General features: G+C 72.1%; 26 protein-coding genes. 19 read left to right on the top strand and 7 right to left on the bottom strand.

Features of this window, described 5'->3' with window-relative positions; translation table 11 throughout:
- The first annotated feature begins 7 nt into the window (after positions 1–7).
- The 4 genes from AB0I60_RS23550 to AB0I60_RS23535 are packed head-to-tail and all read left to right on the top strand — an operon-like array spanning position 8 to position 2,803.
- Positions 8–625: a riboflavin synthase gene (locus AB0I60_RS23550; RefSeq protein ID WP_360732972.1), complete on the top strand. Its 618-nt coding sequence runs from the start codon at positions 8–10 to the stop codon at positions 623–625.
- The gene (locus tag AB0I60_RS23545; RefSeq protein WP_360732970.1) at positions 622–1,893 is read left to right on the top strand and encodes a bifunctional 3,4-dihydroxy-2-butanone-4-phosphate synthase/GTP cyclohydrolase II; all 1,272 of its coding nucleotides are present in this window, start codon (positions 622–624) and stop codon (positions 1,891–1,893) included. The genes AB0I60_RS23550 and AB0I60_RS23545 overlap by 4 nt, the downstream gene beginning before the upstream one ends.
- On the top strand, positions 1,890–2,369 hold the full coding sequence (gene ribH, locus AB0I60_RS23540; RefSeq protein ID WP_360732969.1) for a 6,7-dimethyl-8-ribityllumazine synthase: 480 nt from the start codon (positions 1,890–1,892) through the stop codon (positions 2,367–2,369). The genes AB0I60_RS23545 and ribH overlap by 4 nt, the downstream gene beginning before the upstream one ends.
- A 5-nt stretch (positions 2,370–2,374) precedes the next feature.
- Entirely contained in the window at positions 2,375–2,803 is a 429-nt protein-coding gene (locus tag AB0I60_RS23535; protein ID WP_360733368.1) for a PH domain-containing protein, read from the top strand.
- A gap of 68 nt (positions 2,804–2,871) precedes the next feature.
- On the opposite strand, the gene AB0I60_RS23530 is transcribed toward AB0I60_RS23535, so the two are convergent.
- Positions 2,872–4,677 (bottom strand): DNA/RNA helicase domain-containing protein, encoded by a 1,806-nt coding sequence (locus tag AB0I60_RS23530; RefSeq protein ID WP_360732967.1) that lies wholly within the window; start codon positions 4,675–4,677, stop codon positions 2,872–2,874.
- Between the two features lie 360 nt (positions 4,678–5,037).
- Between AB0I60_RS23530 and AB0I60_RS23525 the strand changes: the two genes are divergently transcribed.
- Both AB0I60_RS23525 and AB0I60_RS23520 read left to right on the top strand, forming a co-directional pair.
- A complete protein-coding gene (locus AB0I60_RS23525; RefSeq protein ID WP_360732966.1) occupies positions 5,038–6,939 on the top strand; it encodes a DUF2075 domain-containing protein in 1,902 nt (633 codons plus the stop codon).
- Between the two features lie 148 nt (positions 6,940–7,087).
- Entirely contained in the window at positions 7,088–8,422 is a 1,335-nt protein-coding gene (locus AB0I60_RS23520; RefSeq protein ID WP_360732964.1) for a M28 family peptidase, read from the top strand.
- Positions 8,423–8,428: 6 nt separating this feature from the next.
- Here AB0I60_RS23520 and AB0I60_RS23515 read toward each other — a convergent pair whose 3' ends face one another.
- The 3 genes from AB0I60_RS23515 to AB0I60_RS23505 are packed head-to-tail and all read right to left on the bottom strand — an operon-like array spanning position 8,429 to position 11,541.
- Positions 8,429–9,412, bottom strand: coding sequence for a YafY family protein (locus AB0I60_RS23515; protein ID WP_360732963.1), 984 nt, complete (start codon positions 9,410–9,412; stop codon positions 8,429–8,431).
- A gap of 51 nt (positions 9,413–9,463) precedes the next feature.
- A complete protein-coding gene (locus tag AB0I60_RS23510; RefSeq protein ID WP_360732962.1) occupies positions 9,464–9,949 on the bottom strand; it encodes a hypothetical protein in 486 nt (161 codons plus the stop codon).
- Complete coding sequence (locus AB0I60_RS23505; protein WP_360732961.1) at positions 9,949–11,541, bottom strand: helix-turn-helix transcriptional regulator; 1,593 nt, start codon at positions 11,539–11,541, stop codon at positions 9,949–9,951. The genes AB0I60_RS23510 and AB0I60_RS23505 overlap by 1 nt, the downstream gene beginning before the upstream one ends.
- Before the next feature lie 238 nt (positions 11,542–11,779).
- On the opposite strand from AB0I60_RS23505, the gene AB0I60_RS23500 reads away from it, so the two are divergent.
- The 12 genes from AB0I60_RS23500 to AB0I60_RS23445 all read left to right on the top strand — a co-directional run bounded on the left by AB0I60_RS23500 (position 11,780) and on the right by AB0I60_RS23445 (position 22,434).
- A complete protein-coding gene (locus tag AB0I60_RS23500) occupies positions 11,780–12,271 on the top strand; it encodes a hypothetical protein (RefSeq protein ID WP_360732959.1) in 492 nt (163 codons plus the stop codon).
- A gap of 14 nt (positions 12,272–12,285) precedes the next feature.
- Positions 12,286–12,678, top strand: coding sequence for a Rieske (2Fe-2S) protein (locus tag AB0I60_RS23495; protein WP_360732957.1), 393 nt, complete (start codon positions 12,286–12,288; stop codon positions 12,676–12,678).
- Positions 12,679–12,787: 109 nt separating this feature from the next.
- The gene (locus AB0I60_RS23490) at positions 12,788–13,261 is read left to right on the top strand and encodes a Rieske (2Fe-2S) protein (protein WP_360732955.1); all 474 of its coding nucleotides are present in this window, start codon (positions 12,788–12,790) and stop codon (positions 13,259–13,261) included.
- 152 nt (positions 13,262–13,413) lie between these two features.
- On the top strand, positions 13,414–15,384 hold the full coding sequence (gene uvrC / locus AB0I60_RS23485) for an excinuclease ABC subunit UvrC (protein WP_360732954.1): 1,971 nt from the start codon (positions 13,414–13,416) through the stop codon (positions 15,382–15,384).
- Positions 15,381–16,268: an RNase adapter RapZ gene (rapZ, locus tag AB0I60_RS23480; protein ID WP_360732952.1), complete on the top strand. Its 888-nt coding sequence runs from the start codon at positions 15,381–15,383 to the stop codon at positions 16,266–16,268. The genes uvrC and rapZ overlap by 4 nt, the downstream gene beginning before the upstream one ends.
- Positions 16,265–17,311: a uridine diphosphate-N-acetylglucosamine-binding protein YvcK gene (gene yvcK, locus AB0I60_RS23475; RefSeq protein ID WP_360732951.1), complete on the top strand. Its 1,047-nt coding sequence runs from the start codon at positions 16,265–16,267 to the stop codon at positions 17,309–17,311. Before rapZ ends, yvcK begins: the two co-directional genes overlap by 4 nt.
- Entirely contained in the window at positions 17,302–18,288 is a 987-nt protein-coding gene (gene whiA / locus AB0I60_RS23470; RefSeq protein ID WP_360732950.1) for a DNA-binding protein WhiA, read from the top strand. Before yvcK ends, whiA begins: the two co-directional genes overlap by 10 nt.
- A 445-nt stretch (positions 18,289–18,733) precedes the next feature.
- On the top strand, positions 18,734–19,738 hold the full coding sequence (gap, locus tag AB0I60_RS23465; protein ID WP_360732949.1) for a type I glyceraldehyde-3-phosphate dehydrogenase: 1,005 nt from the start codon (positions 18,734–18,736) through the stop codon (positions 19,736–19,738).
- A 31-nt stretch (positions 19,739–19,769) separates the two neighbouring features.
- Positions 19,770–20,942: a phosphoglycerate kinase gene (locus AB0I60_RS23460; protein WP_360732947.1), complete on the top strand. Its 1,173-nt coding sequence runs from the start codon at positions 19,770–19,772 to the stop codon at positions 20,940–20,942.
- The gene (gene tpiA / locus AB0I60_RS23455) at positions 20,942–21,730 is read left to right on the top strand and encodes a triose-phosphate isomerase (protein WP_360732946.1); all 789 of its coding nucleotides are present in this window, start codon (positions 20,942–20,944) and stop codon (positions 21,728–21,730) included. The genes AB0I60_RS23460 and tpiA overlap by 1 nt, the downstream gene beginning before the upstream one ends.
- 89 nt (positions 21,731–21,819) lie before the next feature.
- On the top strand, positions 21,820–22,053 hold the full coding sequence (gene secG / locus AB0I60_RS23450; protein ID WP_360732945.1) for a preprotein translocase subunit SecG: 234 nt from the start codon (positions 21,820–21,822) through the stop codon (positions 22,051–22,053).
- Positions 22,054–22,089: 36 nt separating this feature from the next.
- Positions 22,090–22,434: an RNA polymerase-binding protein RbpA gene (locus AB0I60_RS23445; protein WP_015103628.1), complete on the top strand. Its 345-nt coding sequence runs from the start codon at positions 22,090–22,092 to the stop codon at positions 22,432–22,434.
- Positions 22,435–22,835: 401 nt separating this feature from the next.
- Here AB0I60_RS23445 and AB0I60_RS23440 read toward each other — a convergent pair whose 3' ends face one another.
- The 3 genes from AB0I60_RS23440 to AB0I60_RS23430 form a co-directional block, all read right to left on the bottom strand.
- Entirely contained in the window at positions 22,836–23,018 is a 183-nt protein-coding gene (locus AB0I60_RS23440) for a hypothetical protein (protein WP_360732943.1), read from the bottom strand.
- A complete protein-coding gene (locus AB0I60_RS23435; RefSeq protein WP_360732942.1) occupies positions 23,015–23,605 on the bottom strand; it encodes a hypothetical protein in 591 nt (196 codons plus the stop codon). The genes AB0I60_RS23440 and AB0I60_RS23435 overlap by 4 nt, the downstream gene beginning before the upstream one ends.
- 165 nt (positions 23,606–23,770) lie before the next feature.
- Entirely contained in the window at positions 23,771–24,160 is a 390-nt protein-coding gene (locus tag AB0I60_RS23430; protein ID WP_360732941.1) for a hypothetical protein, read from the bottom strand.
- On the opposite strand from AB0I60_RS23430, the gene AB0I60_RS23425 reads away from it, so the two are divergent.
- Positions 24,150–24,650 carry a hypothetical protein gene (locus tag AB0I60_RS23425; RefSeq protein WP_360732939.1) on the top strand — a complete coding sequence of 167 codons (501 nt, stop codon included), beginning with the start codon at positions 24,150–24,152 and terminating at the stop codon, positions 24,648–24,650. The two genes, AB0I60_RS23430 and AB0I60_RS23425, sit on opposite strands and share 11 nt — an antisense overlap.
- Positions 24,651–24,664 lie beyond the last annotated feature (14 nt).

The raw sequence follows: 24,664 nt of genomic DNA, 5'->3' as shown, positions 1-24,664 counted from the left end.
AGGAACGGTGTTCACCGGGATCGTCGAAGAGTTGGGTGAGGTCGTCGCGGTGACCGACCTGCCGGACGCGGCGCGGATCACCATCGCGGGCCCGCTGGTGACCGGCGACGCCAAGCACGGCGACTCGATCGCGGTGAACGGCGTGTGCCTCACCGTGGTGGACGTGGTGGGCGGCGCGTTCACGGCGGACGTGATGCGCGAGACGCTGCTGCGCAGCAGCCTGGCCAAGGTCGCCGAGGGCGACCGGGTCAACCTGGAGCGCGCGGCGGCGGTCGGGCAGCGGCTGGGCGGCCACATCGTGCAGGGCCACGTGGACGGCACCGGGACGGTGCTCGCCCGGGAGAAGGCGGCGCACTGGGAGGTCGTGCACGTCGGCCTGCCCCGCGACCTGGCCCGGTACGTGGTGGAGAAGGGCTCGATCACCGTGGACGGCGTCTCGCTGACCGTGGTGTCGGTGGCCGACGACAGGTTCTCGGTGAGCCTGATCCCGACCACCCTGGAACTGACCACGCTGGGTCGGCGGAGCCCCGGCGACCCGGTCAACCTGGAGGTGGACGTGCTGGCCAAGTACGTCGAGCGGCTCGCCGCACCCCACTTCGCGGGCAAGCCTGAGGAGAACCGGTGAAGGACTTCGCCGACATCGAGCGGGCCATCGCGGCCGTCGCGGAGGGCCGCGCGGTCGTCGTCGTGGACGACGAGGACCGCGAGAACGAGGGCGACCTCATCTTCGCCGCCGAGAAGGCAACGCCGGAGCTGCTGGCCTTCATGGTGCGCTACACGTCCGGGTACGTGTGCGTCGCGCTCACCGAGGCCGACTGCGACCGGCTCGACCTGCCGCCGATGTACCACACCAACCAGGACCAGCGCGGCACCGCGTACACGGTGACCGTGGACGCCCGCGAGGGCGTGTCGACCGGCATCTCCGCCGCCGACCGCGCGCACACGATGCGCCTGCTGGCCGACCCGTCGTCGGAGGCCAAGGACTTCAGCCGGCCCGGCCACGTGGTGCCGCTGCGCGCCCGCGACGGCGGCGTGCTGCGCCGGCCCGGCCACACCGAGGCCGGGGTGGACCTGGCCCGGCTCGCCGGGCTCGCGCCCGCCGGCGTGCTCTGCGAGATCGTGTCGCAGAAGGACGAGGGCGACATGGCGCGGCGCGACGAGCTGGAGGTGTTCGCCGCCGACCACGACCTGGTGCTGATCACCATCGCCGACCTGATCGCCTACCGGCGGCGGGTGGAGACCCAGGTCGAGCGGGTCGCCGAGGCGCGCATCCCGACCGCGCACGGCACGTTCACCGCCGTCGGCTACGACTCCAAGCTGGACGGCATCGAGCACGTCGCGCTGGTGTTCGGCGAGCTGGGCGACGGTGAGGACGTGCTGGTCCGGGTGCACTCGGAGTGCCTGACCGGCGACGTGTTCGGGTCGCTGCGCTGCGACTGCGGCCCGCAGCTGGACGCGGCGCTGGAGGCGGTGGCGGCGCAGGGGCGCGGCGTGGTGCTCTACATGCGCGGGCACGAGGGCCGGGGCATCGGCCTCATGCACAAGCTCCAGGCGTACCAGTTGCAGGACAACGGCGCGGACACCGTGGACGCGAACCTGGCGCAGGGCCTGCCGGCGGACGCGCGGGACTACGGCACCGGCGCGCAGATCCTGTGCGAGCTGGGCATCAAGTCCATGCGGCTGCTCACCAACAACCCGGCCAAGCGGGTCGGCCTGGAGGGCTACGGCCTGCGCGTGATCGACCGGGTGCCGCTGCCCATCTCGCCGAACCCGGAGAACCTGCGCTACCTGCGCACCAAGCGCGACCGGATGGGGCACGAGCTGCACCAGCTGGAGCAGTACGAGGCCCTGGGCCAGGGCGGCGCGATCGTCAGCACGGAGGGTGTGGAATGAGCGGCGAAGGACGGCCGGAACCGTCGGTGCCGGACGCGACCGGCGTCCGGCTGGCCGTGGTGGCCACCCGGTGGCACGAGGAGATCACCGGCCGGCTCGTGGACCGCGCGGTCGCCGCCGCGAGCGCGGCCGGCGTGCCGGACCCGACCGTGGTGCGGGTGCCCGGCGCGATCGAGCTGCCGGTGGTGGTCCAGGAGCTGGCCCGCACGCACGACGCGGTCGTCGCGCTGGGCGTGGTGATCCGGGGCGGGACGCCGCACTTCGAGTACGTGTGCGACTCGGTGACGGCCGGCCTGACCCGGGTCGCGCTGGACGAGTCGACGCCGGTCGGCAACGGCGTGCTCACCTGCGACACCGAGGAGCAGGCGCTGGCCCGCGCGGGCTTCCCCGACTCGGCGGAGGACAAGGGCCACGAGGCGGTGGTGGCGGCGCTGGAGACGGCGCTGGTGCTGCGGTCGCTGCGGGCGGAGTCGTGATCGCGGTGGCCGTCGAGTTCCGGCCCCGGCGGATTCGCACCGTCGCGGTGATCAGCGCGGTGTTCCTGGTCGGGGTGTTCTCCGTGGTCGGCTGGCTGCTGACCGACACCCCGACCGGCGTGATCTTCCGGACGTCGGACCAGGTGGCGATGGTGGTGCTCGGCGTGCTGCTGGCGTGCGGCGTGCTGCTGCTGGCCCGCCCCCGGGTGCGCGCCGACGAGACCGGCGTCGAGGTCCGCAACGTCGTGACCGTCCGCCGCTTCGACTGGTCGGAGGTGCTGCACGTGTCGTTCCCGGACGGCGCGTCGTGGGCCCGGCTGGAGCTGCCGGAGGACGAGTACGTGTCGATCATGGCGATCCAGGCCGTGGACCGCGACTACGCCGTGTCGGCGGTCCGCGCCCTGCGCGAACTCCACCGCACCGCCACCGGCTGATCGGCTTCCCGGCGGGGCCGGCTCCGGCGTGACTGCCGGAGCCGGCTCCGGCCGAGACCGCCCTCGGGTCAAGCGGTGTAGTGGCGGAGGAACTCGTTCGTCTCCGGGTCCTCGGCGTAGACGCAGACCCCCTGCATACCCCGGGTCAGCAACACCTTGTACGTGTTGCGGATCAACCGGTCGAAGGTCGGCCCGGGAACCCGCTTCAAGGCGTCGTCCTCCGTGCGGTCCGGCTTGGCCACCCAGCCACCGTTCTCGATCACGAGGTCCTGGCCGATGATCACGCCGGCCCAGTCGTACTCGAAGCCCTGGGCCGTGTAGATGCAGCCGATCTGCCCGAAGCCCCGGGGGTCGGAAGCCCAGTAGGACGCGGAGGGCACGTCGGGCACGTCCACCTCATGCCGGGCGTTCCACGGTCGGTGCCACCCGCCGATCCTCACGTCCTTGATGAGGCTGAGCGTGCCGTTGTCGGACTTCGGCTGGGACCACTTCCAGCAGAAGCCGGCAGCGATCCGTGCGCTGGCCCCGGTGTCCCTGGTCCGCGCGAGCAGCCACGCCTCGAGCGCGTGCGGGGCCGCCGCCGACTCGACGACGTACTCGTCATCGGTGTCCGCGACCAGTTCGGACCACGGCACCGGTGGCCGCGGGTCCAGCCCGAGCAGGCGCAGCACCCACTGGTCGAACAGCGGTGACCCGCCGCACCGGAACTGGCCGTCGAGGTCCACCTCGACGACTTGGCAGCCCATGGCCCGCGCGATCGCCAGGACGTCGTCCGGCGAGCCGATCTCACGCGGGCGCACCACCTGGTGGTCGTCGAGGAGGAAGACGGGGACCTTCGCCGCGTCGATGATCTGGTGGATCTGGCCGCGCAGCTTGCCGCGCCAACGATCGGGCACGTTGCCTTGACCTCGGAGCCGGTGTGCTTCGTCGCAGATCACGACGTCCAATGCGTCCACCTGGGCACGCTCGAAGTTGTTGAAGTACTTGAAGACGTCCTCGCCCTGCCAACCGCTCTCGCCGAAAACGGCTCGCCGGAGGGTTTCGGTCAGGGCTTTCGAACCGGTCGCGTGGACCACTTTGATGCCGCGACGCGCCATCGCCGAATAGAGGTTCAACGCGATGGCGCTCTTCCCGGTACCCGGTCCGCCTCGGACCAGGATGACCTTCTTCGGCGCGGTGCTGTTGCCGAACGCATCGACAACAGCACTGCGAACTGCTTCGAAGGCGACCTGCTGTTCGTCCAGCAGCACGAGATCCGTACGCGCCGAGACGGAACCGGCGGCCGTGGTCAGCAGTGACCGCGCGGGCGCCCGCCGGGCACTGGTCAACCGTTCGGCGGCGTCGTCGGCGACCGCGAGGAACGAGGTGAGGTCGGTTGCCAGATCGCCGAGTTGATCGACCGTGTAGAGCCGGCTGTAGTCGTCGCTGTTGTAGTCGTCCAGTTGCCAGCCGTCGTCGCGCCGGGCGTTGTGCAGGTAAGCCAGCCCTTTCACGCACGAGGGCATTCGGGCCAGCGACGGCACGAATCCCAGCAGGTGCGCGCAGTACCGGCGGACCTGCTCGGCCGGGTGAAGGACCGGCTGGCCTTTCAGCTTGTTGTAGCGGACCAGCCCACGCCCGACCACTTCGGCGGTCGTCCACTGCTTGAGTTCGACCAGGATGTAGGACTGCGCACCGGTTTCCGGGTGGACCCCGCACAACACCGCGTCGACCCGCTTGGGGCTGTACGGGAGTTGGTACTCGAGGATGACCTGCAGATCGGCCAGGCCGCAGTCGCAGAGCAGTCCCAGCAGCGCCGGGACGCTCCTCTTCCACGCGCCCAGTTCGCCGCGCTCCTCGTCGCGCTGGTACGGGACGCCCACGTGCGCCGCCAAGGCGGGGACCAGCTTCCCCTCGTCGAACGCGCGCAGCAGAGCGCGCGCGGAACCCTGCACCAACCTTGCCCTCCCGACAACGTCGATACATAACCCTCGATCGTGTCGATCATTCGAGTATTGGGCACTATCGGCAACCGAAAGCTGAAAAGGATGACAAAATAAGGGATCAATTGCGCCATTCAGCAGTCCTGCCGGTCCGAATGGAGTAAAGGTGGTCGCCACTGATCGTCATCTCGAGGCGGTGCACGCCACGTGCGAGGCGGGTGGCGTCCACTAGGCTTCGTGGATCACGAGGCCGCACGACCACGCGACCCGGTCAGCGCGCCGAGCCGACGACATGCGACCAGGGGGACCGCTTTGGCTCTGATCCGAGGCAGCGCCGACGAGCTGCTGGCCGAGGCCCGCGCCGGTCGGCTCCACACCCGTCTCCGCGAGCAGGCGGGACACGCGATCGGCACGCGCCCCGGCGTCGGCGAGGTCAAGTCCTGGCAGCGGAGCCTGCCCGTGCTGCTCCAGCACGTCGCGGACGCCGGTCTGGGCGAGGTGGAAGTCCTGCTGGAGCACCAGCTACCGCACAGCAAGCAGCGCATCGACGTCGTGCTCTGCGGCGTGCACCCCCGCACGGCGGAGCACTGCTTCGTGTTCGTGGAGCTCAAGCAGTGGTCCAAGGCGGAGCTGCACATCGCTGCCGTGCTGAACGTGCCCGGACTGCCCGGGATGCACCTGCACCCGGTCGACCAGGTGCGGGGCTACTGCCAGTACGTCGTGGACCACACACCCGCCCTGGCCGAGCGCCCGCGTGCGGTGCGGGGCCTGGCGTACCTGCACAACGCGCACCGCGCGGACGTCGCCCAACTCCTCGCCCACCAGGTCGACGACTACGGGCAGATGTTCACGATGGACGACAACGCGAAGCTCGTCAGCCACCTGCGTTCGGTTCTCGACCCGGCAGCGGGGAGGGCGGTCGACCTAGCGGCCGGCGACGAGTTCCTGAACTTCGAGCACCGGCCGACCAAGCCCCTGCTGGCGCTGGCCGCGAAGGAGATCCAGGACCGCGAGCAGTTCGTCCTCCTCGACGCGCAGAAGGTTGCCTACGAACTGGTCCTGAACGCGGTGGAGCGGTCGCGTGCGGCGCAGACCAGGACGGTCGTCGTGGTGGAGGGCGGTCCCGGTTCCGGCAAGAGCGTCATCGCGCTGAGCCTCCTCGGCGAACTCGCCCGCCGCGGCCTGACCGTCCACCACGCCACCGGTTCCAAGGCGTTCACCCAGACCATGCGCAAGTACGCGGCACGCGGCAACCCTCGCGTCAGAGGGCTGTTCAAGTACTTCAACTCCTACGTGGGCAGCCACCCGAGGGAGCTGGACGTCGTGCTCTGCGACGAGGCGCACCGCATCCGGGAGAACGGGCTTGACCGGTTTACCAAGAAGGAACAGCGGGAAAGGGCCGGGCGGCAGATCGATGAGCTGATCAACATCGCGAACGTGCCCGTGTTCCTGCTCGACGAGAACCAGGTCGTGCGACCGGGCGAGATCGGCTCGCTGGCCGAGATCACCGAAGCGGCGCGTGCGCTCGGCTGCCAGGTCGAGGTCGTGCGGTTGCACGACCAGATGCGCTGCGGCGGTTCCGTCTGGTACGACACGTGGGTCGCGCGGCTGCTCGGGCTCGGCGGGAGTCCCGAGCCGGCGATCCCGTGGAGCAAGCTCGCCGGCCCGCTCGACCAGGGCATCTCCCTGGCCAGTGCGAGTTCACCCGAGTCACTGGAAGCCTGGGTACTCGACCGGCAGGCCGAGCATGGCGGCATCGCCCGCCTCACCGCCGGGTACTGCTGGTCCTGGAGCGACCCGGTCGGCGACGGAGACGAGCGACGCCTCGTCGGCGACGTCCGCATCGGTTCGTGGGAACGGCCCTGGAACGCGAAGTCCGAGGGGAGGCGGGCCGTGCCCGGTGTTCCCGAATCGGACTACTGGGCCACCGACCCGCGCGGCTTCGGCCAGGTCGGTTGCGTCTACACCGCCCAGGGGTTCGAGTTCGACTGGTCCGGGGTCATCTTCGGGCCGGACCTGGTGCGCCGCGACGGGATGTGGCAGCCCCGTCGGTCCGAGTCCGAGGACCCGCTGGTCAAGCGCGCGGACGACCTGCGCTTCGCCGCGCTGATCAAGAACACCTACAAGGTCCTGCTCACCCGGGGTATGCGCGGTACCGCCATCTACTCCACCGACCCGGAGACCCAGGAGTTCCTCGAGGAGATGACGGGCTGACCCGGTGTCCGCTGGACCGAGCCGTCCACCGCCACCGGCTGATCGTCGTGGTGCCGTTGGCGGACCGGTGTCCGCCAACGGCACTCTTCCCCGGAATGTCCGGTCTGCCTAGGTTCGAAAGATCGACACGAACCCAGGGGGCCGGGACATGCGCAGACGTACTCTCCTGACGGGTGCCGCCGCAGCGGCCGGTGCGGTCGCGTTCGGGCTCAACCCGGTGGCCAACGCCCAGCGGCCCGGCGCGTCGCAGGCCCCTGACCTGCTGCTCGGCGACTACCCCGTCGTCGGTCGCGTGCGGGCTCGGCGGGCGGTGGAGCACCTGCGGGTGCTCAGCGAGCGGATCGGGCAGCGGATCGGCGGGACCGAGTCCGAGCACCGCGCCCGGGACTACCTCGCGCGCGTGCTGCGCGACCTGCGCTACCGCGTCGAGCTCCAGCCGTTCAGCGTGCCGGACAAGTACCTGTCCACGTTGACGCTGCCCGACAAGTCCCGCTGGAACGCGGGCGCGTCCCGGTTCGGCGCGCTCGACACCACCGCGTCCGGGCCGCTGCTCGACGCCGACACCGGCGCGGACCTGCCCGCCGACGTCACCGGCAAGGTCGTGCTGCTGGTCAACGTGCCCACCGGCTCGACCGCCGTGTACGACGCGGTCGCGCGCGGTGCGGCGGCCGTGCTGATCGGTCGGGTGTCCACGCCGCCCGCCGGGAAGACCGGCGCGTTCTCGCCCACGCTGACGTCGACCGTCGCGGTCCCGGTGCTGGGTGTCGCCCAGGTGCACGTCGAGCGCCTGCGTGCGGCCAGGCCCGCGCGGCTGACCGTCTCCACAACCCACCACCCCTCGCTGACCTCGTACAACGTCATCGCCGAACGGCCCGCGACGTTCGGCGGCAAGGGCGTGGTCATGGTGACCGCGCACTACGACAGCGTGCCCGGCTCGCCCGGCGCGAACGACGACGGCAGCGGCACCGCGCTCACGTTGGAACTCGCGCGCGTGCTGCGCCACCTGCCGACGCACAAGGCGCTCCGGTTCGCGCTGTGGGGTTCGGAGGAGCAGGGCCTGCTGGGCTCGCGCCACTACGTCTCGCAGCTCACCGACGTCGACGCCGCGCTCATCTCCGGTGTCTTCCAGAACGACATGGTCGCCACCAGCCACGGTCCGGCGACCGCGTACTGGCTGCTGTCCGTGGACGGCGGCGACAACAACACCACCCGCGAGGTCGCGGCGGCGGCCGGGCGCCTGGGCTACGACCCGCGCGTGCACGGCCCGGTGGCCCGGGGCAGCAGCGACCACGTGCCGTTCCACGAGCGGAAGATCGCGGCGGCGAACTTCAGCTGGCGCGGCGAGGGCGGCCCGCACGAGCTGGAACCGCTATACCACACGCCCGAGGACACCATCGCGGCCAACGTGAGCGTCGAACGCCTCCAGGTGTCGCTTGAACTCATCGGCGCGGCGGCCTACCGCCTGGCCCGCACGCGGGGCTAGCGCGCGTCACGGCCCCGGTGGCGGAGTGTCGGCACCGACCGAACGGGCCGCGCCGAGGAACCGCTCGCCGAGCACCCGCAGGTGCTCGGCGAGTTCCGGCGGCTCCAGCACGTCGAAGTCGATGCCGAACATCCCGATCCACAGGCCGATCTCCTCCAGCGACGGCGAGCCGACCGTGAGCAGGGTCCGTTCGTCGTCGATGCGCTCCAGGTGGACGGAGGACCACGACGCGCGCGCTGCCACCACGTCGAGCGGGGCGTGCATGACCAGCTTCGCCTGGTGCGTGTAAGGCGCGACGGAGAGCTGCCGCGACACGTAGAGCGCCAAGTCCTCGGCCGGTGGTTCGCGGGGCGTGAACCGGGCGGCCACGGTGGGCTCCTCGGTGATCCGGTCCACCCGGAACGTCCGCCAGTCCTCCTTGTCGACGTCCCACGCCACCAGGTACCAGCGCCGCCCGGTGTGCGCGAGCCCGAGCGGCTCGACGTGCCGCTTGCTGTCGCCCTCCCGGCCCGCGTACGGGAACCGCAGCCGCTGGTGGTCGCGGCACGCGCCGGCGATCGCGGTCAACGTCCGGGAGTCGACCCGCGCCACGGTCGGCGTGAGCGAGATCGTGTGCTCCTGGAGGGCGTTGACCCGCCGGCGCAGCCGCGACGGCAGCACCTGCTCCAGCTTCGCCAACGCCCGCACGGACGTCTCCTCGATGCCCGACACCGTGCCGTTCGCCGCCGTCCGCAACCCCACGGCGACCGCCACGGCCTCGTCGTCGTCCAGCAGCAGCGGTGGCAGCTCCGCACCCGCCCCGAGCTGGTAGCCGCCCGAGACGCCGGGCGCGGCGTTGACCGGGTAGCCGAGGCTGCGCAGCTTGTCGACGTCCCGGCGCACCGTGCGCACGTCGACCTTGAGCCGCGCCGCCAGGTCCGCGCCGGTCCAGTCCCGGCGGACCTGGAGCAGGGACAGCAGCTTGAGCAGGCGTGCCGAGGTCTCCAGCATGGTGCCGAGTCTCGCACCGATCGCGGACAGCAAGTGTCCTCGATCGACGGGTCAGGTCTTCCGCCTCGCCTCCTCCGGCCACACGACCACCACCGGCACGCCCGACGCGCGCGCCGTCTCCACGACGTCCGCCGTGCCGCCGCGACCGTCCGGCGGGTTGCCGTCCCACACCGCGATCAGCAGCTCGACCGACGCGAGCATCCGCTCGTTGGCCATCACGTACGCGTGCCGCCCGGACACCTCGTTGGGCAGGATGCTGACCACGTCCGCCTTGGCCAGCAGCTCGTCGTACGCGGCCCGCCGCTCCGGCTTGAGCTTGTCCCGGTAGTCCATGGCGGGCAGCACCGCCTCGACCCGGCCGCCCAGGTCGAGCACGGCGCGCGCGAACAGCTGGTCCGCGCCCGGCGCCAGGCAGGTCACCCCGACCAGGGATGACCCGCCCGCCGCCTCGGCCTCCAACGCCGCCCGGATCGCTGCCCGCACGGCGTCGACGCATTCGGGCACCAAGTTGCTGTGCCCGGTGATCCCCACGCGCATCAGGCCGTCCGCACCCCGCGAATCGCCTCGCGGGTGTCGCGCACCACCGGCAGCTCCCGGTGGCGCTCCGCCTCCTTGGCGAAGTCCTGCAACTTGCGCAGCACCCGCCCCGACGCGAGCCCCGCCGCTGTCGGCAGGACGTCGTGGATCAGCCCGCAGGCCTCCTCCGGCTCACCGGAGACCATCCGCGTGCGCGCCAGCCCGATCACGTCGAACGTGTGGTTGCGCACCCTGGCGGGGTCGCGCAGCCGCAACGCCCGGCGGATGTGCTTCTCCGCCAGCGGTGCCTGCCTCGGGTCGTGCCCGGACAGGTCGCGCATCCGGGCCCCGATCACGCCTTCCAGCTCCGCCTCGTCGAAGCTGTCCAGCCACCACGGCTCCGCGCCGTCCTTGCGCTGCGCGAAGCTGTCCTGCGCCTGTCCGACGGCGCGGTGGAACTCCCGCACCCGACCCATCTGCGCGTACGCCCACGCTTCCCGCGTGCGCAGCAGCGCTTCTAACGTCGGGGTGGCGTTGCGCCGCGTCCCGTACTGGCCCAACTGCACCAGCTCCAGTCCGTCCTCCGGTCGTCCCAGGTCGAACATCTGACGTGCCATCGCCGCGAGGCACAACGCGGCGAACGGGTCGTTGCGGCCCGCCTTCGCCATGCGCACCCCGAGGACGTAGTAGCGCTGCGCCGCGTCGTGCATCCCGGCGTCCCAGGACATGCTCGCCGCGACCTTCGACAACTCCGCACCGATGAAGAAAGCCCGCTCCGTGGTGGGACCCGCCGGCGCCCGTGACAGCCGCTCGGCCAGTTCCTCCAACTGCCCGAGCACCGCCTTGCGCGCCAGCCCGTACCCGCCCCGTCCGCCCCACCCGCGCAGCCCGTCGGCGACGTTCTGCAACGCCGCCAGCTCGTCCTCGCTGATCGCCGCGCTGGACGACCACTTGGACAGGGGCTGGAGGGGGTGGAGCCACCGCTGTAGCGGCTCGACCAGGGTGGGACCCATGGCCACCGCGGCTGCTCCGGTGAGCGCCGCCCGTCTGCTGATAGCCAAGTCGCTCCTCGCCGTCTCCTCGACCGATCTTGCGATGCTCGCCGCGTCCCACGCCGGGGCGAGCACATCGGGCGGGGCTCCGCGTTCGGGGCCCGCCTTGCTTGGGATTCCGACTCGGTCGAACCAGACCCGGTCGCCGGGGACGCCGAGCGCCCGCGCGAAGTGGCGCAGGCGGTCGATCCGGTCGATCGGGTTCTCGCCGGTCTCGTACCGCGAGAGCTGCGCCTGGCTGATCCCCAACCAGGACGCCATGCGGTCCTGGGTGACGCGGCTGACGTGGTGCGGGTGGTGGCGGTAAGCGGCGAGGACCGCTCCCATGTCGCGGTCGGCGAAGGCGGCGGCCATCGCCTCGTGGTCCCAGAAGTCGGCCGGGACCTCGGGCGGGCCGAACAACTCGGTGCGCGCGTTGCGCCGGCAGCGGTGGCACAGCCGGTCTGTGTTGTCGGCGGCGATCAGCGCTCCGCACGACGGACAAGCGCGCCTGGTACTGGATGCTCTTCGAGCTTTCGGTTCCATCGGCTCGCTCCCGTCACTGAGCGTGCTCACCAGCATATAGAGCCGTCACGTCGAGTCCATGCATTTGATGCATAAGACGGGGTGAAGCGTCGTGTCGGTGGTTCCGGGGCGCCGCGCGGCGGATGGGCTTGACCCGGCCGGTGCATGGCCCCCACCCGGTACCTGTGTGGTGGTCGCGCGCCCCGGGGACGACCCTGCCGGTGTGCCTGCATCGGGACGACCCCCGTGCCCGAGCACCCGCCCGCTCCACCCGACCGGGGAGGGACCTCCGCCGATGAGCAGCACCGCCACCACGACCGCTGATTCGAGCCCGCGAACCGGGCCCCGCGACCGCGCGCACCAGCAGGCGCTCGGAGAGGCCATCGCGGGCTACCGGCTGCTGGGATGGAAGGTGTCCGTCACCGAGCAGGGCGTCTTCCTGCCGCTGGGCCCGGCCACCACCGCGCTGGCGATGCCCGCCCGCATCGGGTCGCGCGTCCTGGCCGACCTCAAGGCCAGGATGCTGGCCGGACCCGTCACCGTCATCCCGGGTCCCCGCGAGCACTGGATCTTCCTCGCCGAACTCGTCGCCCTGCTGCCCACGCACCTCAAGGCGCCGCCCGAGGTCCAGTTCGTCCGCTCGCCGCAGCGGATCGCGCTCCCGCCCACGATGACCCGGTACGGCTCGCTGCGCTGGGCGAACCCGCCGTCGCACTCCCGGCACTGGTTCCCGCCGTTCACGGCGGTGCTGGCGCTGGCCCGCACGGCGACCGCCCAGGGCCGCTAGGCGAAGATGGGCGGGTGGAAAGACGGACGCTGCTGCTGTGCGGCCTGCTCGCCCTGACCGGATGCGGTGCCGCCGGCACCGCTCGGAAGCCCGGCGTGGGTTCCGCCAAGGCGGGGGACCGGGTCGCCGGGCTGGCCGACGTGCCGGAGGGCACCGGCAAGCTGGTCGACCTGCCCGGTGACGGGCAGGTGCTGGTGGTCCGCACGGACGCCGGCGTGCGCGTGTTCAACCCGGCCTGCCCGCACCAGGGGACGGTGGTGAACCCGCCCGCCAAGGGTGTGATCACCTGCCCGACCCACCGCAGCGCGTTCGACCCGTCCACCGGGGCGGTGCTGTCCGGGCCGTCGCCGAGGGGCCTGGTCGAGGTGCCCGTCCGGGTGACCGGCGACGACGTGCTGCTGGCCTGACCTGTCGATGTCGACAGGTGGCGGTCGGTCGAGGTGTCGAACCGGACCGCCCGTGGTCTCGTATTGGTGGTGTGACCGAACGACCACCCACCACCACGCGGAGGCCGGTGTGAGCACCGACGAGAACCCGGGGCCGTCCCGACGATCGATCCTGTGCGGCGTGCTCGTGGCCCTGGCCGTGCCCGGCGGCCTGGCGGCGTGCGGCGACGCGAGCACCCCCACGACCGGCGGCGGCTCGACGGGCGCCACCCCGTCCGGCTCCAGCCCCGGCACGACCCCCGGCGGCGCGGCGCGGGGCGTGGTCGCGCTGTCCGACGTCCCGGACGGCGGCGGCGTGGTCGTGGAGACCCCGGACAAGCCGCTCGTCATCACCCGATCGGGGAACACCGTGCAGGCGTTCGACGCGACCTGCCCGCACGCCGGCACGACCGTGGGCGCACCCGTGAACGGGGTCATCACGTGCCCGAACCACGGCAGCACGTTCACCGCGTCCGACGGGGCCCGCACCGGCGGCCCGGCCACCACCGGTCTGAAGACCGTGCAGGTCAAGGTGGAGGGCGACCAGGTGATCGTCCTGCCGTGACCCGCCCGCGCCCGCCCGGTGCCCGTCGCGCGCGCGGGCGGGCCACCCGCCGCCGGGCCCGGCGCGCGCACCACCCCGGTCCGCCGCCGCCCGACCCCGGGCAGGGGTCGGGCGGCCGATCGATTGTCGGTGGGCGCACGTAGGCTTGTCGGGTGGCCGACCCGTCGACCTATCGCCCTGCGACAGGCACCATCCCCGAAGCACCCGGCGTGTACAAGTTCCGCGACGCGACCGGCCGCGTCGTCTACGTCGGCAAGGCCAAGAGCCTGCGCCAGCGGTTGAACTCGTACTTCGCCGACATCTCCGGCCTGCACCCGCGCACCCGCCAGATGGTGACCACGGCCGCCGGTGTGGAGTGGACGGTCGTCGGCACCGAGGTCGAGGCGCTCCAGCTGGAGTACAACTGGATCAAGGAGTTCGACCCGAGGTTCAACGTCCGCTACCGGGACGACAAGTCCTACCCCGTGCTCGCGGTCACCCTCAACGAGGAGTTCCCGCGCCTGCACGTCTACCGGGGCCCCCGGCGCAAGGGCGTGCGCTACTTCGGCCCGTACGCGCACGCGTGGGCCATCCGCGAGACGCTGGACCTGCTGCTGCGCGTCTTCCCGGCGCGCACCTGCTCGGCCGGCGTGTTCAAGCGGCACGGCCAGATCGGCCGGCCCTGCCTGCTCGGCTACATCGACAAGTGCTCCGCGCCGTGCGTGGGCCGCGTCACCGCCGACGAGCACCGCGACATCGTCGAGGACTTCTGCGACTTCCTGGCGGGCAGGACCGACGCCATGGTCCGCCGTCTGGAGCGGGAGATGACCGCCGCCGCCGAGGAGCTGGAGTTCGAGAAGGCCGCCCGGCTGCGCGACGACCAGGCGGCGCTCAAGCGCGCCCTGGAGAAGCAGGCCGTCGTGCTCGGCGACGGCACCGACGCCGACGTCGTGTCCTTCGCGCAGGACGACCTGGAGGTGTCCGTGCAGGTGTTCCACGTGCGCGGCGGCCGGGTCCGGGGCCAGCGGGGCTGGGTGGTGGACCGGGTGGACGAGACCGGGGTCGCCGACCTGGTCGACCAGTTCGTCACCCAGTTCTACGGCGAGCAGGCCGACTCGGCGCGGGTCAGCGGGGTGGAGTCCGCGCCCGTGCCGCGCGAGGTGCTGGTGCCCGAGCTGCCCGACGACGTGGCCGCCGTGGAGAAGTGGCTGTCGGACCTGCGGGGCGGCAAGGTCGTGCTGCGGGTGCCGCAGCGCGGCGACAAGAGGGCGCTGATGGAGACCGTCGAGCGCAACGCCAAGGAGGCGTTCCAGCAGCACAAGCTGCGCCGCGCGGGCGACCTGACGGCCCGGTCGGCGGCGTTGCAGGAGCTGCAGGACGCCCTGGGCCTGGACACCGCGCCGCTGCGCATCGAGTGCACCGACATCAGCCACGTCCAGGGGACGGACGTGGTGGCGTCGCTGGTCGTGTTCGAGGACGGCCTGGCCCGCAAGTCCGAATACCGGCGCTTCGCCGTCCGCGAGGGGGCGGAGCAGGGCGACGTGGCCTCGATCGCGGAGGTGGTGCGCCGGCGGTTCCAGGCGTACCTGCGGGAGAACGCCGACCGGCCGGACGGCGCGCTGCCCGGCATCGACCCGGACACCGGCAAGCCGCGCCGGTTCGCCTACGCGCCGAACCTGCTGGTGGTCGACGGCGCGGGGCCGCAGGCGCAGGCGGCGTCGGACGTGCTGGCCGAGCTGGGCATCACGGACGTGGCCGTGGTGGGCCTGGCCAAGCGGCTGGAGGAGGTGTGGGTGCCCGGTGAACCCGACCCGGTGATCCTGCCCCGCACCAGCGAGGCCCTCTACCTGCTGCAACGGGTGCGCGACGAGGCGCACCGGTTCGCCGTGGCCTACCACCGGCAGAAGCGCTCCAAGCGGTTGACGACCTCCGCGCTGGACGAGGTGCCGGGCCTGGGGCAGACGCGCAAGGCCGCGCTGCTCAAGCACTTCGGCTCGGTCAAGAAGCTGCGCGAGGCGAGCGTCGAGGAGATCAGCGGGGTGCCCGGAGTGGGCAGGCGCACCGCGGAGGCCGTGCACGCGACCCTGGGCGCGGCCGGTACGGAGAGCGTCGGCGGAGCCGACCAGCAGAGGGAGCACAAGTGAGCGCACAGGCCGGCGAGAAGTCCGGCATCGAGGTCGCGGTGGTGACGGGCCTGTCGGGGGCGGGCCGCAGCACCGCCGCGAAGTGCCTGGAGGACCTGGGCTGGTTCGTGGTGGACAACCTGCCGCCCGAGCTGATCGCGACGATGGTGGAGCTGGGCGCGCAGGCGCGGGGGGCCATCACCAGGGTCGCGGTCGTGATGGACGTGCGCAGCCGCGCGTTCACCGAGGACCTGGCGGCGGTGATCAAGGACCTGGACGCCCGGGGCTACAAGCCGAGGGTGCTGTTCCTGGAGGCCACCGACGACGTGCTGATCCGGCGGTTCGAGTCGGTGCGGCGCGGCCACCCGATGCAGGCCGACGGGCGGCTGGCGGACGGCATCGAGGCCGAGCGCGTGCTGCTCACGCCGCTGCGCGAGGAGGCCGACCTGGTGCTGGACACCTCCGCGCTGTCGGTGCACCAGCTCCGGGCCAAGATCGAGGACACCTTCGGCACCGAGTCGGCGACCAGGACCCGCGTCACGGTGCTGTCCTTCGGCTACAAGTACGGCCTGCCGATGGACTCCGACCTGGTGATGGACGTCCGGTTCCTGCCGAACCCGTTCTGGATCCCGGAGCTGCGCGAGCAGACCGGCCTGGACGGGGACGTCCGCAACTACGTGCTCACCCAGGAGGGCGCGGAGGAGTTCCTGGACCGCTACCACGAGCTGCTGCGCCTGATCGGGGCCGGCTACCGGCGCGAGGGCAAGCGGTACCTGACGCTCGCCGTGGGCTGCACGGGCGGCAAGCACCGCAGCGTGGCCATCTCCGAGGAGCTGGCCGCGCGGCTGGCCGCCGAGGACGGCATGGCGGTCAAGGTCGTGCACCGGGACCTGGGACGCGAGTGAGCCGGCGGGTCGACGCACCGAAGGTGGTGGCGCTGGGCGGTGGGCGCGGGCTGCACGTCACGCTCACCGCCCTGCGGCGGATGACCGACGACGTCACGGCGGTGGTGACGGTCGCCGACGACGGCGGCTCGTCCGGCCGGCTGCGCCGGGAGCTGGGCCTGCTGCCGCCCGGCGACCTGCGCAAGGCGATGGTGGCGCTGGCCGACCCCGAGGGCAGCGGTGCGCTGTGGGCGACGCTGTTCCAGCGCCGCTTCGGCGGCACCGGCGCGCTGGCCGGCCACGCCGTGGGCAACCTGGTGCTGGCCGGGCTGCTGGAGGAGCTGGGCGACCCGGTGGCGGTGCTGCGCGAGGCGGGCCGGCTGCTCGGCGTGCGCGGGCGCGTGCTGCCGATGTGCACCGAGCCGCTGGAGATCGAGGCGGACGTCACGGGCCTGGACGAGGACGTGGCCGTGGTGCGCCGCATCCGGGGACAGGTGGCGATCGCCACCACCCCCGGCCGGGTGCAGCGCATCCGCCTGCACGGGCCCGGCGGGCCGGGCGAGCCGCCGAGGGGCTGCGCGGAGGCGGTGGACGCGGTGCTGGGCGCGGACGTCGTGCTGCTCGGGCCGGGGTCGTGGTTCACCAGCGTGCTGCCGCACCTGCTGGTGCCCGAGCTGCACGACGCGCTGACGCGGACGGCGGCGAAGAAGGTCGTGGTGCTCAACCTCGTCCCCCAACCGGGGGAAACCGCCGGCTTCTCGCCGGAGCTGCACCTCGACGTGCTGTGCGCGCACGCACCGACGTTGCGGGTGGACGCGGTGATCGCGGACGTCGACGCGGTGCCCGTGCCGGACAGCCTGCGCCGCGCCGCCGCAGCTCTCGGCGCTGCCGCGCACCTGTCGCCGATCGCGCAGCCGGGTTCCCCGGACCGCCACGACCCGGTCGCCCTGGCGTCGGGCATCCGCCGCGCGTTGGACGGCCTGCCTGCGGTGGCCGGTGAGCCGTCAAGTACAACCCTCCAGGACGAACGCGAGAGCAGGGGAGGCGATGAGCCGTGGCGATGACGTCTGCGGTCAAGGACGAGCTGAGCAGGCTGGCCGTCTCCAAGACCTGCTGCCGCCGGGCGGAGGTCGCCTCGCTGCTGCGGTTCGCGGGCGGCCTGCACATCGTGGGCGGCCGGGTCGTGGTCGAGGCGGAGCTCGACCTGGGTTCCACGGCGCGGCGGCTGCGCCGCGAGGTCCACGAGCTCTACGGCCACCAGTCCGACGTGTTCACCATCACCTCCAGCGGGCTGCGCAAGGGCACCCGGTTCGTGGTCCGGGTGGTGAAGGACGGTGAGGGCCTGGCCCGCCAGACCGGCCTGCTCGACCCGCGCGGCCGGCCGGTGCGCGGGCTGCCCGCCCCGGTGGTGTCCGGCGGGGTGTGCGACGCCGAGGCGGCGTGGCGCGGCGCGTTCCTGGCGCACGGCTCGCTGACCGAACCCGGCCGCTCGTCGTCCATGGAGGTCACCTGCCCGGGTCCGGAGGCCGCCCTGGCCCTGGTCGGCGCGGCCCGGCGGATGGGCATCGGCTCCAAGCAGCGCGAGGTCCGGGGCGCGGAGCGGGTGGTGATAAGGGACGGCGACGCGATCGGCGCGATGCTGACCCGCCTGGGCGCGCACGACAGCGTGCTGGCCTGGGAGGAGCGGCGGATGCGCCGCGAGGTCCGGGCGACGGCGAACCGGCTGGCGAACTTCGACGACGCCAACCTGCGGCGCTCGGCGCGGGCGGCGGTCGCGGCGGCGGCGCGCGTGCAGCGGGCGCTGGAGATCCTCGGCCCGGAGGCCCCCGACCACCTGGCGGCGGCGGGCGCGCTGCGCCTGGCCCACCGCCAGGCGTCGCTGGAGGAGCTGGGCCAGCTCTCCGACCCGCAGATGACCAAGGACGCGGTGGCGGGCCGGATCCGGCGGCTGCTGGCCATGGCCGACAAGCGCGCGCGGGAGCTGGGTATGCCGGACACCGAGTCGGCCGTCACCGCGGACATGCTCGAAGCCGAGGTCTGACCCGCCCGCCGCGTCGGTCGCGTCTCAGCGCCGGTCGCCCTTCAGCGCCGCCGGGGCCGGCCCACCCGCCTGCCGGCCGGTGCGGCACCCGTCCGCAGCCGTCCCCGGCTCGGGCCCACCGCGCCACTCGCCGCCGTGCCCGACGCCCTCGGCGCGGCGGACCGCATCCGGGCTGTTCTCCGCAGTCCTGCGGGAGATCGGGGCGGCCGACCGGGTGGCGGCGGGTCCTCGGCCACCGGGCGGACCGTCTCGTACCGAAATGCGCAGACGTCACCGGACGTGGTGGTTACTGAACCGTAGCTCTGGATTTTCTTGCTCGATAAAGAGATCCTGGTGGTCCACGTGACCAGGGACGCAGCGCAAAGGATAGGCTGGTTCGCGGCTGCTCGCAGCCAATCCGCACGCACCCTGGCGCATCGCCAGACGAGTATCGAGGAGACTCACCGTGACGGTTCGGGTAGGTGTCAACGGTTTCGGCCGCATCGGTCGCAACTTCTGGCGGGCCGTTCAGGCCAGCGGGCACGACATCGAGATCGTCGCCTTCAACGACCTCGGTGACGTCAACACGATGGCCCACCTGCTGAAGTACGACAGCATCCTGGGGCGGCTGCCGTACGACGTGAGGGTGAACGACGAGGGCATCGAGGTCGACGGCAAGACGATCAAGGCGCTGGCCGAGCGCGACCCGGGCAAGCTGCCCTGGAAGGACCTCGGCGTCGACGTCGTGGTCGAGTCCACCGGCTTCTTCACCGACGCCGCCGCCGCGCGCAAGCACGTGGACGAGGGTGGCGCGAAGAAGGTCATCATCTCCGCGCCGGCCAAGGGTGAGGACCTCACCGTCGTGCTGGGCGCGAACCACGAGCAGTACGACGGCTCGCAGACCGTCATCTCCAACGCCTCGTGCACCACCAACTGCCTGGCTCCGCTGGCCAAGGTGCTGCACGACGCGTTCACGATCGAGCGTGGCCTGATGACCACCATCCACGCCTACACGCAGGACCAGAACCTCCAGGACGCGCCGCACAAGGACCTGCGCCGCGCCCGGGCCGCCGCGCTGAACATCGTGCCCACCAGCACGGGTGCCGCGAAGGCGATCGGCCTGGTCCTGCCCGAGCTGAAGGGCAAGCTCGACGGCTACGCGCTGCGCGTGCCGGTGCCGACCGGCTCGGCGACCGACCTGACCGTGACCGTCGGCCGGGAGACCACCGTCGACGAGGTCAACGCCGCCTACAAGGCCGCGGCCGAGGGCGCGCTGAAGGGCTACCTCCGCTACAACGAGGACCCGATCGTGTCCACCGACATCGTGACCGACCCGGCGTCGTGCATCTACGACGCGCCGCTGACCAAGGTCATCGGCAACCAGGTCAAGGTCATCGGCTGGTACGACAACGAGTGGGGCTACTCCAACCGCCTCGCGGACCTGGTCGACCTGGTCGCCTCGAAGCTCTGACCTGCCTGGCCACCGAGCGGAAAGACCGGTTGTGAAGACTCTCAGCGACCTCATCGCCGAGGGTGTCTCGGGTCGGCGCGTCCTCGTGCGCGCCGACCTGAACGTCCCCCTCGACGGCGACAAGATCACCGACGACGGCCGCGTCCGCGCGTCGGTGCCGACCCTCAAGGCGCTGGTCGACGGGGGCGCGCGCGTCCTCGTCGCCGCCCACCTGGGCCGCCCCAAGGGCGAGCCCGACCCGAAGCTCTCGCTCGCCCCGGTCGCCGCGCGGCTGGGCGAGCTGCTCGGCCGCCCCGTCGAGCTGGGCACCGAGGCGGCCGGCGACGGCTCGGTCGTGCTGCTGGAGAACATCCGCTTCGACGCCCGCGAGACCAGCAAGGTCGACGCGGAGCGCGAGGCGCTGGCCGACGAGCTGGCGGCGAAGGCGGACGCGTTCGTCTCCGACGGCTTCGGCGTCGTGCACCGCAAGCAGGCGTCGGTCTACGACGTGGCCCGGAAGCTGCCCGCCTACGCCGGGAACCTGGTGCTCGCCGAGGTCCAGGTGCTGCGCAAGCTGACCGACGACCTCAAGCGCCCGTACGTCGTGGTGCTGGGCGGCGCGAAGGTGTCCGACAAGCTCGGCGTCATCGCGAACCTGCTGACCAAGGTCGACCGCCTGCTCATCGGCGGCGGCATGGCCTACACCTTCCTCAAGGCCCAGGGCCACGAGGTCGGCCGGTCGCTGCTCCAGGAGGACCAGCTGGAGCAGGTCGCGGGTTTCCTGGAGGACGCCGAGGCGCGCGGCGTGGAGCTGGTGCTCCCCGTCGACGTGCTGGCCGCGACCGACTTCGCCGCCGACGCGGAGTTCGAGGTCGTCCCCGCCGACGCGATCCCGGCCGACCGGCAGGGCCTCGACATCGGCCCGAAGTCGCGCGAGCTGTTCGCCTCGAAGCTGGCCGACGCCAGGACGGTGTTCTGGAACGGCCCGATGGGCGTGTTCGAGTTCGACGCGTTCGCCGGCGGCACCCGCGCGGTGGCCGAGGCGCTCGTGGCGAGCGAGGCGTTCACCGTGGTCGGCGGCGGAGACTCGGCGGCAGCCGTGCGCGCGCTGGGCCTGCCCGAGGACGGCTTCTCGCACATCTCGACCGGTGGTGGCGCCTCCCTGGAGTACCTGGAGGGCAAGGAGCTGCCCGGCGTCGCCGTGCTCGAAGGGGGTAACGCCTGATGGCCGCCCGACAGCCGCTGATCGCGGGCAACTGGAAGATGAACCTCAACCACCTCGAGGCCATCGCCCTGGTGCAGAAGATCGCCTTCTCCCTGCCGGAGAAGTACTTCGCCAAGGTCGAGGTCGCGGTGCTGCCGCCGTTCATCGACATCCGGTCCATCCAGACCCTGGTCGACGGCGACAAGCTGCTGCTCAAGTACGGCGCGCAGGACCTGTCGCCGCACGACTCGGGCGCGTACACCGGTGACGTGTCCGGTCCGATGCTGGCCAAGCTGGGCTGCTCCTACGTGACGGTCGGCCACTCCGAGCGGCGCGAGTACCACCACGAGGACGACGCGCTGGTCAACAAGAAGGTCAAGGCGGCGCTCAAGCACGGCGTCACCCCGATCTTCTGCCTGGGCGAGCGGGTGGACGTGCGCGACGCGGGCAACCACGTCGAGCACTGCACGAACCAGCTGGTGGAGGGCCTGAAGGGGCTGTCCGCCGAGCAGGTCGCCAAGGTCGTCGTCGCCTACGAGCCCGTCTGGGCGATCGGCACCGGCAAGGTGGCGTCGTCGGCGGACGCGCAGGAGGTGTGCGCGGCGCTGCGGGCGAAGCTCGCCGAGCTGCACGGCGAGGACGTGGCATCCACCGTTCGGGTGCTCTACGGCGGTTCGGTGAAGTCCGGGAACATCGCCGAGCTGGTCGCGCAGAAGGACGTCGACGGCGCCCTGGTGGGCGGCGCGAGCCTGGACGCGGACGAGTTCGCCAAGCTGTGTGCCCTCGCGGCCGGCGGCCCTCTACCCTGAGTCATGGAAATGCCCCACCACCTCAGTGGTCCACGGTCGGCAGTCGACCGGGTACTCTGTGGCGTCACCTGCCTGACAGCGAGGAAGAAATGACACTGTTCCTGCAGATCCTGTTGGTCGTCTCCAGTGTGCTGCTGATCCTCCTGGTGCTGCTGCACCGAGGCCGTGGCGGCGGTCTGTCCTCGCTGTTCGGCGGCGGAATGCAGTCGAGCCTGTCCGGGTCGAGTGTGGTGGAGAAGAACCTGGACCGCCTGACGCTGTTCGTCGGCGCCATCTGGGTGATCGCCATCGTCGGCATCGGGCTGCTGATCAAGGTCAACTGACGACAGGGAAACCACGTGGTGGGGGTGTGAGGGTCGATGGCTGGTGGTAACGCGATTCGCGGTACCCGCGTCGGCGCAGGCCCGATGGGTGAATCGGAGCGCGGCGAGTCCGCGCCCCGGCGTCGGGTGTCGTACTGGTGCGCCAACGCGCACGAGTCGCGTCCGTCGTTCGCGGTCGAAGCGGAAATCCCGGAGAACTGGGACTGCCCCCGGTGCGGTCTGCCGGCGGGCCGCGACGAGCAGGCTCCGCCTGCTCCTCCGCGCAACGAGCCGTACAAGACGCACTTGGCGTACGTGAAGGAGCGCCGTTCCGACGCGGACGGAGAGGCGATCCTCGAAGAGGCGCTCACCAAGCTGCGCAAGCAGCGCGAAGAGCCCTAGCCGCACGACAACGCGCCGGCCCCCGTGGACCCACCACGGGGGCCGGCGCGTCTGCACACCCGAACACCCACCCCGCCCCCTCCACTCCCGCGCCCGCGACTGGCCGCGACTCGCCGTGACTGTCGGTGGGTGCTGGGACAATGGTGATCGGGGGCCGGAGGCCGACCCGATCACAGGCCGCGCCGCCTGGCTGAGATCCAGGACCATCGGCTGAGCGCCAAGCCCGCCAAGCCGCAGGCAACACCCGCCAGGATGCGGCTCCCGGGCCTCAACCCCCGGGACGGGCAGACCCGCTCGCCGAGTCCCAGGCAGAGCCGCTCGCCAGGCCGCTCACCGTCGACGAAGCCGGCACACCTGGCACGGGTTCGAAGATCGTCGTGGACCAGTGGTGACCAGTGGGTTCACGTGCCCAGCGCGCCGGCGACCGCCGTGGCCACGTGCTGGGCCTGGAGGTCACGACCCCGGGTGTTCGGGTGCAGGAACCACGGCAGCACCGCGTCCTCGCCGAACTTGACCTGCGAATTCTCGAACAGGCCGCCGATACCCCGCTCCGCGCCGTCGCACGCCGTGTTGTCGCCGGTCACCGCGTACAGGTCGATGAACCTCGCCCGGCCTCGGTGGCGCGGGTGCGCATCACGTCGTTCAGGCGTTGCTCGATCGCGTCGAACACGGGCAGCGCGTCGGCAGGGACGTTGGCCAGCGGCTTCAGCGCCGGTGGTGAGTACTCGGCGCACTGGCCGGCCGGCTGGTCACCGTCGACCAACCCGACGGTGTTCCCGCCGAGGCTGCCGACGGCGAGTCTGGTCTCCGTGCCCAGGGCTTCCTGCTGCGGTGGCCTGGCGGGTACTCCGTCCAGCAGGGTCCGGGCGGTCCAGAAGTGCTCGGCCGGTGCACCGCCGCAGGACCGGTCGGAGGCGATGTCGAGCGCGACGCCCTGCCGATCGGGTTGCCGGGCGACGACCGCCGGGTGGTTCTCCTCGGCCCGGAAGCAGAACAGGGTCTCGATGTCGTCCGCCCTCGTGCACGGGGGCGATGCCGTAGTCGGCGGTGTAGGAGTCGCCGAAGAACACCGTCGACACCGGCTCCGCCCGCAACGCCTGCTGCGCCCCGGCCGGCCCGGCGGCCCCGTGCCCACCGCCGCCACGAGCAGGCCCCGCCTCATCGCTGTCACCACTGCAACGTTCCTCCACAACATCCCTCCACCGGAGTCCGAAGAGGACCGCAGCGGCAGTCGCCCACCTGGCGACCCGTCGAGGAGCGTCGGTCGGGGTCGAACCCGCCGCCGGCGGCGGGCGCGAACTCCACCCGTCCGTGCGCCGGGGTCCGCTCCTGCCGGTCAGGCCGGGGTGCGGCGGAACGCGCTGAACTGGCGGCGGAGCAGGACGGCTCCGATCAGCAGGAAGAAGACCAGGACGACCAGGGTGGAGGTGGTTCCGGACGTGGAGCTGGTCAGGGCGACGTCCACGCTGCCCAGCAGGACGATGCCGCAGTCGGCGCGGATGACGTGCCGGCCCGGCTGGATCGTCGAGAACTCGACCCGCGTGCTGAACGTCCCGGCCTGGTCCGCCCGCGCGGTGCCGACGTCCTCGCCGAGGGAGCTGAGCTTCACCTCCGACCCCGGTGCGCACCCCGTGCCGGTGGCGGTCAGCGGGTCGCCGGGCTGGATGTTGTCCTTGTCCAGCGTCAACGCCCCGTCGCCGCGCTCGAACGTGGCCGTGGTCGGCACCGGGCCCGTGCTGCTCCCGGTGGTGGTGGTCGTGGACGTCGTGGTGGACGTGCTGGTCGTCGTCGTGGTGGGCGGCGTGGTCGTGGTGACCGGCGGGGGAGTCGTGGTCACGGCGGGCGCCGTGGTGGTCGTCGTGACGGGCGGGGGAGTGGTCGTCGTCGGCCTGGTCGGCGCGACGGTCACCGAGTACGTCGCGCGGGCGGTGCTGCCCCGGCACACCGTCCGCAGCACGACGGTGTGCGTGCCCGGGTCGGACCACGTCGGCGAGGACACCGTGACCGAGCCCCGGTACGCCTGCGCCGGCGTCGCCAGGACGTTGCCCAGGTTGTCCCACAGCACCTGCATCCGCTGGTGGCAGTCGGGATCCCAGGAGAACCCCACCCAGCTCACCGTGAACGCCGACCCGGCCGTCCCGGTCGCGGGGGAGAGCGTGATCGACGGGGGAACCTGCGCGGAGGCCGGGGCGGACCACGGGGAGGTAACGCCATAGGCCACTGCGCCGAG

The sequence above is a fragment of the Actinosynnema sp. NPDC050436 genome, assembly GCF_040655415.1.
Taxonomy (GTDB): Bacteria; Actinomycetota; Actinomycetes; order Mycobacteriales; family Pseudonocardiaceae; genus Actinosynnema.
Note: the sequence above shows the minus strand (reverse complement) of the source record. Positions and strands in the feature narration are given on the sequence as shown.

What these genes read in the sequence shown, in the direction of transcription:
- ribH (WP_360732969.1), top strand. Translation starts at nt 1,890, where the DNA reads ATGAGCGGCGAAGGACGGCCGGAACCGTCGGTGCCGGACGCGACCGGC.
- AB0I60_RS23520 (WP_360732964.1), top strand. Translation starts at nt 7,088, where the DNA reads ATGCGCAGACGTACTCTCCTGACGGGTGCCGCCGCAGCGGCCGGTGCG.
- AB0I60_RS23515 (WP_360732963.1), bottom strand. Translation starts at nt 9,412, where the DNA reads ATGCTGGAGACCTCGGCACGCCTGCTCAAGCTGCTGTCCCTGCTCCAG.
- AB0I60_RS23510 (WP_360732962.1), bottom strand. Translation starts at nt 9,949, where the DNA reads ATGCGCGTGGGGATCACCGGGCACAGCAACTTGGTGCCCGAATGCGTC.
- AB0I60_RS23505 (WP_360732961.1), bottom strand. Translation starts at nt 11,541, where the DNA reads ATGCTGGTGAGCACGCTCAGTGACGGGAGCGAGCCGATGGAACCGAAA.
- AB0I60_RS23500 (WP_360732959.1), top strand. Translation starts at nt 11,780, where the DNA reads ATGAGCAGCACCGCCACCACGACCGCTGATTCGAGCCCGCGAACCGGG.
- tpiA (WP_360732946.1), top strand. Translation starts at nt 20,942, where the DNA reads ATGGCCGCCCGACAGCCGCTGATCGCGGGCAACTGGAAGATGAACCTC.
- secG (WP_360732945.1), top strand. Translation starts at nt 21,820, where the DNA reads ATGACACTGTTCCTGCAGATCCTGTTGGTCGTCTCCAGTGTGCTGCTG.
- AB0I60_RS23445 (WP_015103628.1), top strand. Translation starts at nt 22,090, where the DNA reads ATGGCTGGTGGTAACGCGATTCGCGGTACCCGCGTCGGCGCAGGCCCG.